The organism is Neobacillus sp. CF12 (assembly GCF_030348765.1).
Classification (GTDB): domain Bacteria; phylum Bacillota; class Bacilli; order Bacillales; family Cytobacillaceae; genus Neobacillus.
Genome location: NZ_JAUCEU010000007.1, coordinates 3572554 through 3585000, shown reverse-complemented (window position 1 = coordinate 3585000; position 12447 = coordinate 3572554). Strand labels below are relative to the sequence as shown.

Genomic DNA, 12447 nt, shown 5'->3' with positions numbered 1-12447 from the left:
GTAAGCGCGCTGTTGGATATGCGCGTCCAAGCAGTTAGGCTGGTAAGTAGGAAAATCCGCTTACCGTAAAGGCTGAGCTGTGATGGCGAGGGAAATATAGTACCGAAGTTCCTGATTCCACACTGCCAAGAAAAGCCTCTAGCGAGATAAAAGGTGCCCGTACCGCAAACCGACACAGGTAGGCGAGGAGAGAATCCTAAGGTGAGCGAGAGAACTCTCGTTAAGGAACTCGGCAAAATGACCCCGTAACTTCGGGAGAAGGGGTGCTTTTTGAGGTGAATAGCCTCGAAGAGCCGCAGTGAATAGGCCCAGGCGACTGTTTAGCAAAAACACAGGTCTCTGCGAAGCCGCAAGGCGAAGTATAGGGGCTGACGCCTGCCCGGTGCTGGAAGGTTAAGAGGAGGGGTTAGCGCAAGCGAAGCTCTGAATCGAAGCCCCAGTAAACGGCGGCCGTAACTATAACGGTCCTAAGGTAGCGAAATTCCTTGTCGGGTAAGTTCCGACCCGCACGAAAGGCGTAACGATCTGGGCACTGTCTCAACGAGAGACTCGGTGAAATTATAGTACCTGTGAAGATGCAGGTTACCCGCGACAGGACGGAAAGACCCCGTGGAGCTTTACTGTAGCCTGATATTGAATTTTGGTACAGCTTGTACAGGATAGGTAGGAGCCTGAGAAACCGGAGCGCCAGCTTCGGTGGAGGCGTCGGTGGGATACTACCCTGGCTGTATTGAAATTCTAACCCGCACCCCTTATCGGGGTGGGAGACAGTGTCAGGTGGGCAGTTTGACTGGGGCGGTCGCCTCCTAAAGAGTAACGGAGGCGCCCAAAGGTTCCCTCAGAATGGTTGGAAATCATTCGCAGAGTGTAAAGGCACAAGGGAGCTTGACTGCGAGACCTACAAGTCGAGCAGGGACGAAAGTCGGGCTTAGTGATCCGGTGGTTCCGCATGGAAGGGCCATCGCTCAACGGATAAAAGCTACCCCGGGGATAACAGGCTTATCTCCCCCAAGAGTCCACATCGACGGGGAGGTTTGGCACCTCGATGTCGGCTCATCGCATCCTGGGGCTGTAGTCGGTCCCAAGGGTTGGGCTGTTCGCCCATTAAAGCGGTACGCGAGCTGGGTTCAGAACGTCGTGAGACAGTTCGGTCCCTATCCGTCGTGGGCGCAGGAAATTTGAGAGGAGCTGTCCTTAGTACGAGAGGACCGGGATGGACGCACCGCTGGTGTACCAGTTGTCTTGCCAAAGGCATCGCTGGGTAGCTATGTGCGGACGGGATAAGTGCTGAAAGCATCTAAGCATGAAGCCCCCCTCAAGATGAGATTTCCCATAGCGTCAAGCTAGTAAGAACCCTGAAAGATGATCAGGTTGATAGGTCAGAGGTGGAAGCGTGGTAACATGTGGAGCTGACTGATACTAATCGTTCGAGGACTTAACCAATTTATAAGCGAAACTCGTTTTACAAACTTCTTCTGAAATTATCTAGTTTTGAGGGAATGAAAACCTCAAATTTTATAGTCTGGCAGCAATGGCGAGAAGGTCACACCCGTTCCCATACCGAACACGGAAGTTAAGCTTCTCAGCGCCGATGGTAGTTGGGACTTTGTCCCTGTGAGAGTAGGACGTTGCCAGGCTGTACTATTTTTTCAAAATGTGTGTATATATTGCATGTTTTGGCATATAATATATAAGTGCACAACAGTTACATTTTTATTATCGCGGGGTGGAGCAGTCTGGTAGCTCGTCGGGCTCATAACCCGAAGGTCGCAGGTTCAAATCCTGTCCCCGCAATTAGTATTTTCAAGAAATACACTTGAAAATACCTTGGTCTGGTAGTTCAGTTGGTTAGAATGCCTGCCTGTCACGCAGGAGGTCGCGGGTTCGAGTCCCGTCCAGACCGCCATTATATTTTTAAAAACACGAAACGTTGTTTCGTTTTTTTTATGCCTTTTTGCTTAAATGGTGAAAGTTAGGTAAAATACATAGTGAATGGACATCCTTAGGAGCTATCCTAAGGATTTTTTTTACAAAAATAAGGTAGAATGTAGATAGCATAAACTATTGTTCCGTAAAGGTGATTATATGATTCAGTATGAAAAAAATACGATTGATCCTAGTGAAACTTCTCAGCTTGCATCCAATCTTGCAGAGTTATTGCAGCCAGGCGATGTTATTTGTCTAGAAGGAGATTTAGGTGCAGGTAAAACCACGTTCACGAAGGGATTAGCAAAGGGACTAGATATTAAGAAAACGGTTAACAGTCCGACATTCACCATAATCAAAGAGTATAAAGGCAGGCTGCCATTGTATCATATGGATGTCTACCGAGTAGCAGATGCCTATGAGGATTTGGGCTTTGATGAATACTTTGAAGGTGATGGAGTAACGGTTGTGGAATGGGCTCATTTAATTGAGGACCAGCTGCCAGCACAGTTGTTAACGATTTATTTATATCACGAGGGTCCCGAAAAGAGAAAAATTGTTTTTGTTCCAAAAGGAGAAAGATATGAGCAATTATGTAAGGAGATTTTTCTAAATGACCATACTAGCGATTGATACTTCTAATTATCCGTTAGGGGTTGCGCTTATTGAGGATAATCAGGTACTTGGCGAATATATAACCAACTTAAAAAAGAATCATTCGGTTCGAATTATGCCAGCCATTCAAACGTTAATGAAGGATTGTGAAAGAGTCCCATCACAGCTTACGAAAATAGTAGTTGCGAAAGGTCCGGGTTCATATACAGGTGTTCGAATTGGGGTAACGATAGCTAAAACAATGGCTTGGTCATTAAAGATACCCTTAGTAGGAATATCTAGTCTGGAGATTATTGCAGCCGGGGCAGGGAGATACTTTGATGGTTATATTTCACCTCTAATTGATGCAAGAAGAGGACAAGTATATACAGGACTTTACCAATATCAAAGCGGAGTACTTACCACTGTTAAAGAGGATAGATTGGTTTTGTCGACCGACTGGGCAGTTTCTATAAAAGATGTAGAGAAACCCATATTATTTGTTGGTAACGATTTATCACTTCATCAAGCTGTAATAGAAGATACACTAACCTCTCAGGCTGTATTTGCTGCAATCACGGAACATAATCCTCGTCCTTCGGAGCTAGCATTATTAGGTAAAGATAAACCGGAGGAAGATATTCATTCTTTTGTTCCCAATTATATCCGTCTAGCAGAGGCTGAAGCGAAGTGGTTAGAGGCAAATGAGAAAATTTTAAAAGGATAGGAATAGAGAAATATGGTAGATTCTTTTGTGTATCGTTATATGAAGGAAGAGGACATCGATCAAATATTAGAGGTTGAACATGCCTCTTTTGCTACACCATGGAGCAGAGAAGCTTTTTTTAATGAAATTCATAATAATAAATTTGCAGTGTATATCGTCCTAGAAGAGGATCAAAAGATTGTTGGCTATTGTGGTGCCTGGGTGGTTATTGATGAAGCCCATGTGACCAATGTGGCCGTACTGCCTGCTTATAGAGGCAGAAAGCTCGGTGAGGCATTACTTCGTAAAATGATGTCTGTTGCTAAGGATATGGGAGCAAGAAGTATGACTCTTGAAGTTCGTTTAACGAATCATGTGGCACAATCGCTTTACCGAAAGTTAGGATTCCAAAATGGCGGCATTCGGAAAAATTATTATTCCGATAATCAAGAAGATGCTCTAGTGATGTGGGTGAATATATGATAAAAGATCAATGGATTATGGGAATTGAAACGAGCTGTGACGAAACAGCAGTTGCCATTATTAAAAATGGCAGGGAGATAGCTGCCAATGTCGTTGCCTCCCAAATTGAAAGTCATAAGCGCTTTGGCGGGGTGGTACCTGAAATTGCGTCGCGTCACCATGTTGAACAAATTACAATTGTCATTGAAGAGGCTTTAAAGGAAGCAAACCTTACCCTTTCTGAATTGGATGCCATTGCTGTAACAGAGGGTCCTGGATTGGTTGGAGCACTGTTAATTGGTGTGAATGCAGCAAAAGCCCTAGCATTTGCGCATAACATACCACTTGTTCCTGTTCATCATATTGCGGGACATATTTATGCAAACCGGTTAGTAAAAGAATTAACCTTTCCTCTCCTTTCCTTAGTGGTGTCAGGGGGACATACAGAGTTAGTTTACATGAAAGAACAGGGGCATTTTGAGGTTATTGGTGAAACAAGAGATGATGCCGCTGGCGAAGCGTATGATAAGGTTGCCAGAACATTAAAACTTCCATATCCAGGCGGTCCACATATCGATCGGCTGGCTCAAGAGGGCAGTGATACTCTTGATTTACCTAGGGCTTGGTTAGAAGAAGGATCCTATGATTTTAGCTTTAGCGGTTTAAAATCAGCGGTTATTAATACTGTCCATAATGCGGAGCAGCGTGGTGAAACGATCGCACCAGAGGATCTTGCTGCAAGTTTTCAGGAAAGTGTCATTGAGGTATTGGTGAAGAAGACAGTAAAAGCTACAGCGGAATATAAGGTTAAGCAAGTGCTTTTGGCTGGTGGCGTTGCTGCCAATAAAGGGCTTAGAAAGGCACTAGAAAAGGCCTTTTTAGATAAAGGTGATATTGATTTGGTCATTCCACCTTTAAACTTGTGTACCGATAATGCTGCGATGATTGCTGCTGCAGGAAGCATTATGTTTGAAAAAGGAATCCGAGCAGACCTTTCCTTAAATGCAAATCCTGGTTTGGATATTGAATTATATAATTAGAATGAGTCCTTCTTGATAAGAAGGGCTTTTTTGTTGTGAGAAAGAAATATTAGGTTCCATACTTAGATTCATAGCGGATTGTGACCGAAAAGCCCGGGCAGTAAAAATTGGGAAACAATTAAGGGAGGATTGTGACGAAAAAAATCGGACTGTCAAACTGGGCAATAATCATGGGTAACCGGTTTTTCCACACTCTTTTTAGTGGAAAACCTATTTTTTGTGGATAACTTTTTTCGAAAAATGGAGGCGTTTTAAAAATAATGTGGGTAAGTTACCTTTATTTTGTGGACAATGTGGATAAGTTTGCGTTTTTCTGTGGATAATGTGGAAAAGCGTGAGTAAGGTTATAGAATTAGGTTTTTTTATGTGAATAAAGTTGTGGAAAAGAAATTTTGGGAAATATGTCGAAGGGATTTCGCGGATTTTGTCGATTTTTTTATGAAAATGCAGAGACACCATCAATGGCGATTTCTCCTAATAAGCGAATATAGTAGTTAAAAGAGGATGTTTGGAAAGAGGGGATATGGATGAAGAGTAAGTTCTTAATAGGAATTTTCATGGTACTTGTTTTCGGATTAACTGCCTGCAGCTTAGATATTAATATTTCAACAGATGATAAGAAACCAGATGTGATTGATAATGGTGATAGTCAAGATCAAGACCAAGACCAGGGGCAGGACAAAGACCAAGATAAAGAAGACGATAAACAGTACGAAAATGAGGTCTTTAAAGAAGTTACCGTTTCAAAATCAAATGGTAAGGCAACAGTAAAGGGGAAGGCAAGAGTGTTTGAGGGTGTTTTTCAATATGCTGTCATCTCAGGAACAGAGATATTATTAGAAGACCATTATCAAACTGACGGTGCTCCTGCATGGGGGGACTTTGAGATTACGATAGATAGTGAGCTTATGGCAAAAGAGAATGTCTCCATAGAGCTATTTGTTTATTCAGCAAAGGATGGATCAAAAACAGATAGTTTAACCATTCCGCTTAAATAGTAAATGGGGCCTGGATTAATATCCAAGCCCCATTTTACTTATTCCGCCAATTCCGCCCAGTCTTCCATTAACTGTTCGAGTGCAGCTTTTGCTTTTTCATTTTTTAAATTAATTTCAAGAACCTTCTCGTGATCTTGAAATATTTCAGGCTCACATAGTTTTTCCTCGAAATCTTGAATGAGTGCCTCTAACTCTTCAATCCGTAATTCAATTTCTTCTAATTTTCTCTTGCGCTGCCGGTCAAGCTTTTTACTCTCTTTATCCTGATGATAGGTATTTCTTTCTTGCACTTCCGTGAGAATCTTTTTCTTCGTAGCGCTGGCAATTTCTAAAGCCTTTAGCTCCTCTTCCTCCAGCTTTTTCTCTAAATAATAGTCATAGTCACCAAGATACTCGGAACTGCCATTTGCACTAAGTTCTAAAACCTTGGTGGCAATTCTGTTAATAAAGTATCGGTCATGTGATACAAAGATAATCGTTCCTGGGTAATCGACTAATGCATTTTCGAGAACTTCCTTGCTGTCTAAGTCAAGATGGTTCGTTGGCTCGTCCAATATTAAAACATTTGCTTTCTCAAGCATTAATTTGGCTAGTGCCAGTCTGGCTTTTTCCCCGCCACTTAATGTGGAAACTATTTTTAAAACATCATCACCTGAAAATAGGAAGTTACCTAAGACTGTACGTATTTCCTTTTCACTTTTTAACGGCCACTCATCCCATAACTCGTTGAGGACTCGCTTATTGGATGTCAATTCAGCCTGCTCCTGGTCGTAGTATCCAATGGCTAGATTTGCTCCATATAGAACGGTCCCTGATAAGGCAGGGAGCTTTTTGATAATGGTTTTTAAGAGAGTAGACTTGCCAATTCCGTTGGGCCCAACTAATGCAATGCTTTCACCGCGATAGGCACGGAAAGAAATCATCTCCGAAACTTTTTGACCATCATAACCTACTGCGAGCGAATCAACAGTAAGCACATCGTTCCCTGTTTGTTTTTCAATGTCAAAGGAGAAGGTAGCCGATTTTTCATCGCCTAAAGGTCGGTCCAGTAAGTCCATTTTCTCAAGCTTTTTGCGCCGGCTTTGAGCACGTTTTGTCGTCGAAGCACGGGCAAGGTTGCGCTGGATAAAATCTTGAAGATTGGCAACTTCTTGTTGCTGCTTCTCATATACTTTCAAATCCCGCTCATAATTGGCAGCTTTTTGGTCTAGATAAGCGCTATAGTTTCCTATGAATTTTTGAATCTGCCTGCGTGAAACTTCATATACCTGAGTTACTACTTTATCTAAAAAGTAACGGTCATGGGACACGATTAAGATTGCCCCATCATAACCTTGAAGGTATTGCTCGAGCCAGGTAAGCGTATCAATATCCAGATGATTCGTAGGCTCGTCCAGAATCAATATATCCGGCTTTGTTAATAGCAGCTTTCCTAATGCAAGACGCGTTTTTTGACCGCCGCTTAAGCTGGAGATCATGGATGAGCTATTATGAAAATTTAAGCCATGAAGGATGGAGCGAATATCAGCTTCATACTGATAACCGCCCTGTTCTTTAAATTTTACTTGAAGGAGATCGTATTCTTTTAGAATTCGTTCATAACTTGCCGGATTCTCCATTGCAGCAGGATCTGCCATTGTCATCTCTAATTGTCGGAGTGCCGCTTCCATACTTCGAAGTGATTCAAAAACAGTCAGCATTTCATCCCAAATCGACAAATTGGATTCTAAGCCGGTATTCTGTGCTAAATAACCAATGCTAACGCCCTTTGGCTTAATAATTTCTCCGCCATCATGTGACAAATGCCCGGCAATGATTTTTAATAATGTCGACTTTCCTGCACCGTTTCGACCCACAAGTGCAACACGGTCACGAGTTTGTAATTCTAGCTTTATATTCGATAAAATAAGGTCTGCACCATAGTATTTTGCTAGTTGATTCACTTGTAATAATATCATTGTTTTTCACCTCAATTACTACATTAAGTGTACCTTATTCCCAGAAGGTCGGCAATAAAGTCACATGTTGTTGGAGAAAATAAGGGTAAATCAAAAGAAAAAAAAGTAAAAACTTTTACTATTCGTTCAAAGTTTCACAGACAAATTGTGAAAAATATAGTATGATTTTTTTTGGGAGGATTAGAACATGTCTGAATTTACTCACTTTAATGAAGAAGGAAGAGCTAAGATGGTTGATGTTAGCGATAAACCTGAAACCGCTCGTACTGCAATTGCTCATTCCAGCATTACCGTAAATAAAGAAATATATGATAAAATAACAAATAATGAAATGAAAAAAGGCGATGTTCTTGCTGTGGCACAAGTTGCTGCGGTTATGGGAGCAAAGAAAACATGGGATCTCATCCCGATGTGCCATCCCATTCCTTTGACAGGAGTAAATATATCCTTCGCTTGGGAACAGGAAAACGATACAGCTTATACATTAAATATTGCTGCTGCTGTTAAAACAAAGGGGAATACAGGTGTTGAAATGGAAGCGCTAACAGCTGCTTCCACTTGTGCATTAACTGTTTATGACATGTGTAAGGCAGTAGACAAAGGTATGATTATTGGAAAAACCTATTTGGTTGAAAAAACCGGCGGAAAGAATGGAGATTTCCACAGGACGGAGCAAGTTAGATAAATTAATAAACTATCTATAGGGGGTGGGAGAATATGAGTAATGAGACGGTGAAAATACCACAAGCGACAGCAAAGCGGCTGCCCTTATATTATCGATTTTTAAAGAATCTACATTCTTCCGGTAAACAGAGGGTTTCGTCTGCAGAACTAAGTGAGGCAGTTAAGGTGGATTCTGCCACCATTCGCAGAGACTTTTCCTATTTCGGAGCATTAGGAAAAAAGGGGTATGGCTATAACGTCAATTATTTATTAACATTCTTTCGGAAAACACTCGATCAGGATGAATTGACGAAAGTAGCTCTAATTGGCGTAGGTAATCTTGGTACAGCCTTTTTAAATTATAATTTTTTAAAAAATAATAATACCAGAATTGAATGCGCCTTTGATGTGGATCCAAACAAAATGGGTACCACAATCCGTGACGTCCCAGTGTTTCATATGGATGATTTGGAGAAAGTATTAAGCAATGATGATGTTCATGTAGCCATTCTGACCGTCCCGGCCCAAGTCGCACAGATGATAACAGATAGATTAGTAAAATCTAATATTAAAGCCATATTGAATTTTACCCCAGCGAGGTTAAATGTCCCGCCATCGATTCGTGTTCATCATATCGACTTGGCTGTAGAACTTCAATCTCTTATATACTTCCTTAAGCATTACCCAACGGAAGAAACCGAAACTGAAGAATAAGAGTAAAAGACCTTTTCACCAAGAAAAGGTCTTTTTTTGTCGGAAAAAATGGATAATGGAAACTTTACATGCGTAACAGTGTTATGTTACATTGTTACCAGAAAGGGGTTTTCATAATGAGCGAGGATTTAATTTCTAAAAAGGATTTATTGGATTTAGCCGGAATATCTTATGGGCAGCTGTATAGATGGAAACGAAAAGATCTTATCCCTGAGGACTGGTTTATTCGAAAATCTACCTTTACAGGGCAAGAGACTTTCTTTCCGAAAATAAAAATCTTAGAACGGATTAATAAAATCCAAATGATGAAAGAAAACCTTTCCTTAGATGAACTTGCTGATATGTTTTCGCCGAATATTACTGATTTGCAATTGGAGAAGGATGAATTAGTAAAACGTAACATTGTATCAAATACTGTGATTGATTATTATTTAGAAATTGAAAAAGGCGGTTTTCAGTTTAATTTTTCGCGAATCCTTGAGGTTTATATATTAGAAAAGCTGCTTCAGTCGGGTGAAATTAATTTGGATGAAGGAAAAATGTTGATACAGGTGTTACTAGACAATAAGTCCTTGATCAAGCAAAAGAGTGCTGAATTGGTGATAACAAGAAAATTAGGGGTTTCTTCATGCCTTTTACTACTAAATACAGAAAGTTTCCAATTTGATCGTGGGACGAAAATAGTGGCTCGAGTTTCGTTAATGGCATGTATGGAAGAAATCAAGTCGAAATTATTATAAAAGGAGAATCAAAATGGAGACGAAAAAAAGGGGAGACTTGCTGATTAATGGTTTTGGATCATCAAATGGAGGGTCATTCAATACCATTACGATCAATGGTAAAGGTACAGTTAATGGTGATGTGGATTGTACGGATTTTGATTGTAATGGTTCAGGAACTATAAATGGTAATGTTGTTGCAGATACTGCGAAGGTTAATGGTCATGGGAAGATCATAGGTAATTTCGGAGGACAGTCACTCACAATTGATGGAACTGCTGGAATTATCGGTAACCTAATAGTAGAGAAGCTAAAGGTATCCGGCAAAGCGAACGTTAGTGGGAAAATAAAAAGTGATGACATAAAAATTAAAGGAAGGCTTACGGTGGGAGAAGACTGTGAATCAGAAACATTTAGGGCTGAATCACAATTTACAATTGGCGGTTTGTTGAATGCTGATTTAATTGACATCACCATTTTTGCGGATTGTAAAGCAAAGGAAATAGGCGGGCAAACCATCCTAATAAAGCAGAAAAACTCGCTCTTGGGCTTTTTTAAACCTTTTGTACGTACCCAATTAGAAACTGAATGTATTGAAGGTGACAAAATTGAGATTGAAAGCACCAAGGCAGGGATTGTTCGTGGTAACCAAGTTGTTATAGGGCCAGATTGTGAAATTGAGGTTGTTGAATATTCGGGCGAGTTTACGATGGATGATCATTCGATTGTGAAAGATATCAGAAAGGTTTAAGCGAGGGGTGGAAGAGAAATGACTAAAGTTCAAAACCTAACGATTAATGGATCAGGAAATTACTCCGGGGGACAATACGACAAAATAAGCATTAGGGGCGATGCCACACTTGTCTCTGATGTCGAATGTTCTGCGTTCCATATCTATGGAACAAGCGAGGCTTTGGAAAATGTAAAAACACGTTCAGTAAAGGTGTTCGGCGAGGCAGAAGTAAATGGTAATATGGAAGCAGAAGAAATGTTGATCATGGGGACAATGGCAGTCGGCGGCAGAGCAGCCTTGAAGAAAATGAAAATACTTGGAACACTTGAAGTTGGTGACAGTTTAACAGGTGATGAGGCAAATATTAAAGGTACGATAGCAGTAGGCGGGGATGTCGAATATGAGACTTTTGAATCTTCTGGCGGCTTTGAAATAAAAGGTCTGCTTAATGCTGATAAAATTAATATCTCTTTACGATTTGGTGAGAGTTTCGCAGAGGAAATCGGCGGCGGGTTGATTACTGTTAAGAAAAAGTCAAACACCTTCCTGCCATTTGGAAAAGAAAAAGGGAAACTTACGGCCAAGGTGATTGAAGGGGATATCATTTACTTAGAAAATACAAAGGCTGAAATCGTTCGTGGAAAAAAGGTGAAAATCGGGGAAGGCTGCCAAATTGGAACCGTAGAGTACACAACTGAATTAACCAGTAGCGAAAAATCGACGATAAAAACAAAAACAAAGCGGTAATTTAGTGATCCTTTCACATGTTAGTGATATGAGTGACCACTTTATCAATTCTTCATCGATTTCGGTCACTCAACGCCTTCATGAGTGACCACATTATCAATTTTTCATCGATTGCGGTCACTCATCGTCATCATGAGTGACCACTTTATCAGTTCTTCAGGGATTTTGGTCGCTCATCGTCATCATGAATGAGCACTTTTTCTTGGGTCTATTTTTTTAACTTATCTTTTTTATACTTATTGTAAAAGAAAATGATTCTTAAACCTGACCCGAAGTCAAAGGTAGCCAGTAAAACAAGCAGATAGCTAAAAAACCCCCAGCCGTTTTCTGTCACATCTTCGACGGCGAAATAAGTAAATAAACACCCAAGCACAATATATATAATTCCGGAAAACACTGGTGAACGTCTCATAGAAAGCCTCCGATAAAGTTTTGAATACCTTCTGCCTCACGAATGATTTCATCAATCTCCTCTTTGTAAACAGATTGTATAACCACCACTAAAGTATTCATGGCAACGTGGGCAAAAATCGGTACAAGGATATGTTTTGTTTTTACATAGAGAAATGCAAATGTGAACCCCATAGCAGAATAGAGCAGGATGTGCTGCGGCTCCATATGTGCTAAAGCAAAGATAACTGAACTGATTAGTGCTGAGAAGAAAAAGTTTAACCGTTTATGAAGCGTTCCAAAAATAATCTTCCTAAAAACGATCTCCTCCAAGATTGGCCCAATGACAGAACTAACCAAAATGGCGAGCGGAAACGATTCAATAATGTTAAGGATCTGCTGTGTGTTTTCTGAGCCCATATCAACGCCAATTAGCTGTTCGATATTCGCTGCAAGAGCTTGGGCAAATAAAGCTAGAAACACCCCAAATACTGCCCAGACAGCGGCAAAGCCAAATGAACTTCCTCTTTCATTCAACCCTGGTTTCTTTATTTCCGTTCTTAGTAGGAACAGAATAATAACCAGTGCAAGGGTGAAGCTGAAAATTAACCAATAGGGAACTACCAGTCCTTGATTCATTCCTAAATAGCCAAATAGGAACATTAGTCCAGGAATTCCTATTAAGCTTGATAACTGCATGGCTATATAGACAATTAAAATAATCCAATATTCTCTTTTCAAATTCTTATATCTCCTTTTGAGAAGCCTTCTTATTATTTTGTCCTATTCTTTATTCT

The 12447-nt window shown here is 40.6% G+C and carries 13 protein-coding genes, 2 tRNA genes and 2 rRNA genes (1 of these 17 only partly in view); 14 read left to right on the top strand and 3 right to left on the bottom strand.

Features of this window, described 5'->3' with window-relative positions:
- From QUG14_RS16955 to QUG14_RS16915, 9 genes are all read left to right on the top strand, one after another.
- Window positions 1-1443, top strand: a 23S ribosomal RNA gene (locus QUG14_RS16955); it begins 1494 nt to the left of the window's first position.
- A gap of 78 nt (window positions 1444-1521) precedes the next feature.
- Window positions 1522-1637: ribosomal RNA gene (rrf, locus tag QUG14_RS16950) — 5S ribosomal RNA — on the top strand.
- 83 nt (window positions 1638-1720) lie between these two features.
- Window positions 1721-1794: transfer RNA gene (locus QUG14_RS16945), tRNA-Met, on the top strand.
- Window positions 1795-1829: 35 nt separating this feature from the next.
- Window positions 1830-1906 (top strand) — tRNA-Asp (locus tag QUG14_RS16940).
- Between the two features lie 179 nt (window positions 1907-2085).
- A complete protein-coding gene (tsaE, locus tag QUG14_RS16935) occupies window positions 2086-2559 on the top strand; it encodes a tRNA (adenosine(37)-N6)-threonylcarbamoyltransferase complex ATPase subunit type 1 TsaE (RefSeq protein ID WP_289341675.1) in 474 nt (157 codons plus the stop codon).
- Window positions 2540-3247 carry a tRNA (adenosine(37)-N6)-threonylcarbamoyltransferase complex dimerization subunit type 1 TsaB gene (gene tsaB, locus QUG14_RS16930; RefSeq protein WP_289341674.1) on the top strand — a complete coding sequence of 236 codons (708 nt, stop codon included), beginning with the start codon at window positions 2540-2542 and terminating at the stop codon, window positions 3245-3247. Before tsaE ends, tsaB begins: the two co-directional genes overlap by 20 nt.
- Before the next feature lie 12 nt (window positions 3248-3259).
- Window positions 3260-3709 carry a ribosomal protein S18-alanine N-acetyltransferase gene (gene rimI, locus QUG14_RS16925; RefSeq protein WP_289341673.1) on the top strand — a complete coding sequence of 150 codons (450 nt, stop codon included), beginning with the start codon at window positions 3260-3262 and terminating at the stop codon, window positions 3707-3709.
- Window positions 3706-4728, top strand: coding sequence for a tRNA (adenosine(37)-N6)-threonylcarbamoyltransferase complex transferase subunit TsaD (gene tsaD, locus QUG14_RS16920; protein WP_289341672.1), 1023 nt, complete (start codon window positions 3706-3708; stop codon window positions 4726-4728). Before rimI ends, tsaD begins: the two co-directional genes overlap by 4 nt.
- A gap of 527 nt (window positions 4729-5255) precedes the next feature.
- Window positions 5256-5726, top strand: coding sequence for a Gmad2 immunoglobulin-like domain-containing protein (locus tag QUG14_RS16915; protein WP_289341671.1), 471 nt, complete (start codon window positions 5256-5258; stop codon window positions 5724-5726).
- A 38-nt stretch (window positions 5727-5764) separates the two neighbouring features.
- On the opposite strand, the gene QUG14_RS16910 is transcribed toward QUG14_RS16915, so the two are convergent.
- Window positions 5765-7684: an ABC-F family ATP-binding cassette domain-containing protein gene (locus tag QUG14_RS16910; protein ID WP_289341670.1), complete on the bottom strand. Its 1920-nt coding sequence runs from the start codon at window positions 7682-7684 to the stop codon at window positions 5765-5767.
- A 187-nt stretch (window positions 7685-7871) separates the two neighbouring features.
- On the opposite strand from QUG14_RS16910, the gene moaC reads away from it, so the two are divergent.
- The 5 genes from moaC (at window position 7872) to QUG14_RS16885 (ending at window position 11260) form a co-directional block, all read left to right on the top strand.
- Window positions 7872-8369 carry a cyclic pyranopterin monophosphate synthase MoaC gene (moaC, locus tag QUG14_RS16905; RefSeq protein WP_289341669.1) on the top strand — a complete coding sequence of 166 codons (498 nt, stop codon included), beginning with the start codon at window positions 7872-7874 and terminating at the stop codon, window positions 8367-8369.
- A 32-nt stretch (window positions 8370-8401) separates the two neighbouring features.
- Window positions 8402-9061, top strand: a complete 660-nt coding sequence (locus QUG14_RS16900; protein WP_289341668.1) for a redox-sensing transcriptional repressor Rex — start codon at window positions 8402-8404, stop codon at window positions 9059-9061.
- Between the two features lie 116 nt (window positions 9062-9177).
- Window positions 9178-9801 (top strand): YhbD family protein, encoded by a 624-nt coding sequence (locus QUG14_RS16895; protein ID WP_289341667.1) that lies wholly within the window; start codon window positions 9178-9180, stop codon window positions 9799-9801.
- Window positions 9802-9814: 13 nt separating this feature from the next.
- Window positions 9815-10531, top strand: a complete 717-nt coding sequence (locus tag QUG14_RS16890) for a polymer-forming cytoskeletal protein (RefSeq protein ID WP_289341666.1) — start codon at window positions 9815-9817, stop codon at window positions 10529-10531.
- An 18-nt stretch (window positions 10532-10549) separates the two neighbouring features.
- Window positions 10550-11260: a cytoplasmic protein gene (locus QUG14_RS16885; RefSeq protein WP_289341665.1), complete on the top strand. Its 711-nt coding sequence runs from the start codon at window positions 10550-10552 to the stop codon at window positions 11258-11260.
- Window positions 11261-11468: 208 nt separating this feature from the next.
- On the opposite strand, the gene QUG14_RS16880 is transcribed toward QUG14_RS16885, so the two are convergent.
- Together QUG14_RS16880 and QUG14_RS16875 are read right to left on the bottom strand one after the other, a co-directional pair.
- Window positions 11469-11672, bottom strand: a complete 204-nt coding sequence (locus QUG14_RS16880; protein WP_289341664.1) for a YdiK family protein — start codon at window positions 11670-11672, stop codon at window positions 11469-11471.
- Window positions 11669-12391, bottom strand: a complete 723-nt coding sequence (locus QUG14_RS16875) for a CPBP family intramembrane glutamic endopeptidase (RefSeq protein ID WP_289341663.1) — start codon at window positions 12389-12391, stop codon at window positions 11669-11671. The genes QUG14_RS16880 and QUG14_RS16875 overlap by 4 nt, the downstream gene beginning before the upstream one ends.
- Window positions 12392-12447 lie beyond the last annotated feature (56 nt).

Coding starts and splice junctions, on each gene's coding strand:
- moaC (WP_289341669.1), top strand. CDS start 7,872: ATGTCTGAATTTACTCACTTTAATGAAGAAGGAAGAGCTAAGATGGTT.
- rimI (WP_289341673.1), top strand. CDS start 3,260: ATGGTAGATTCTTTTGTGTATCGTTATATGAAGGAAGAGGACATCGAT.
- QUG14_RS16900 (WP_289341668.1), top strand. CDS start 8,402: ATGAGTAATGAGACGGTGAAAATACCACAAGCGACAGCAAAGCGGCTG.
- QUG14_RS16885 (WP_289341665.1), top strand. CDS start 10,550: ATGACTAAAGTTCAAAACCTAACGATTAATGGATCAGGAAATTACTCC.
- QUG14_RS16895 (WP_289341667.1), top strand. CDS start 9,178: ATGAGCGAGGATTTAATTTCTAAAAAGGATTTATTGGATTTAGCCGGA.
- QUG14_RS16915 (WP_289341671.1), top strand. CDS start 5,256: ATGAAGAGTAAGTTCTTAATAGGAATTTTCATGGTACTTGTTTTCGGA.
- QUG14_RS16880 (WP_289341664.1), bottom strand. CDS start 11,672: ATGAGACGTTCACCAGTGTTTTCCGGAATTATATATATTGTGCTTGGG.
- tsaB (WP_289341674.1), top strand. CDS start 2,540: ATGACCATACTAGCGATTGATACTTCTAATTATCCGTTAGGGGTTGCG.
- QUG14_RS16890 (WP_289341666.1), top strand. CDS start 9,815: ATGGAGACGAAAAAAAGGGGAGACTTGCTGATTAATGGTTTTGGATCA.
- tsaE (WP_289341675.1), top strand. CDS start 2,086: ATGATTCAGTATGAAAAAAATACGATTGATCCTAGTGAAACTTCTCAG.
- tsaD (WP_289341672.1), top strand. CDS start 3,706: ATGATAAAAGATCAATGGATTATGGGAATTGAAACGAGCTGTGACGAA.
- QUG14_RS16910 (WP_289341670.1), bottom strand. CDS start 7,684: ATGATATTATTACAAGTGAATCAACTAGCAAAATACTATGGTGCAGAC.